Genomic DNA, 580 nt, shown 5'->3' on the forward strand with positions numbered 1-580 from the left:
ACCTCTCGCTCGAAAAGGCCGAGACGCCGGTGCAGAAGCTGCTGGCCCGCGGGCTGCTGCTGCGCCGCGACGACCAGACCGTCGAGCTGCCGCGCGAGCTCGGCATCGCGGTGCGCGGCGGGGCCTTCGCGCCCGGGACGCTCACCGAGCCCGGCCTGCCGGTGCACCCGCACCAGCCGTCCACTGTGGACCAGGCCGCGGCCGGCGAGGCGATGGAGTTCCTGCGCCACACCGAATCCCTGCTGCGGGCGTGGTCGGCCGCGCCGCCGCCGGTGCTCAAGTCGGGCGGCCTCGGCGTGCGCGAGCTGAAGAAGCTCGCGAAGGACCTGGAGATCGACGAGGTGCAGGCGACCCTGCTGGCCGAGCTGGCCGTGGGCGCCGGGCTCGTCGCCGACAGCGAGACGACCGCGCCGGAGTGGGTGCCCACGACGCTGACCGACTCGTGGCTCGCGTCGCCGACCGCGCAGCGCTGGATGACGCTGGCACAGGCGTGGCTGGAGCTGCCGCGGCTGCCGGGGCTGGCCGGCGGGCGCGACGCCAAGGACAAGCCGGTCGCGCCGCTGTCGGAGGAGCTGCGCCG

1 pseudogene is annotated in these 580 nt (G+C 75.7%); it reads left to right on the plus strand.

Annotation, left to right across the window (positions count from 1 at the left end):
• Positions 1 to 580 (plus strand): annotated as a pseudogene (locus G3I65_RS10665) (DNA-binding protein); the annotation flags it as partial.

Origin of the sequence: Amycolatopsis sp. SID8362 (assembly GCF_010550475.1) — a bacterium.
GTDB classification, from domain to species: domain Bacteria; phylum Actinomycetota; class Actinomycetes; order Mycobacteriales; family Pseudonocardiaceae; genus Amycolatopsis; species Amycolatopsis eburnea.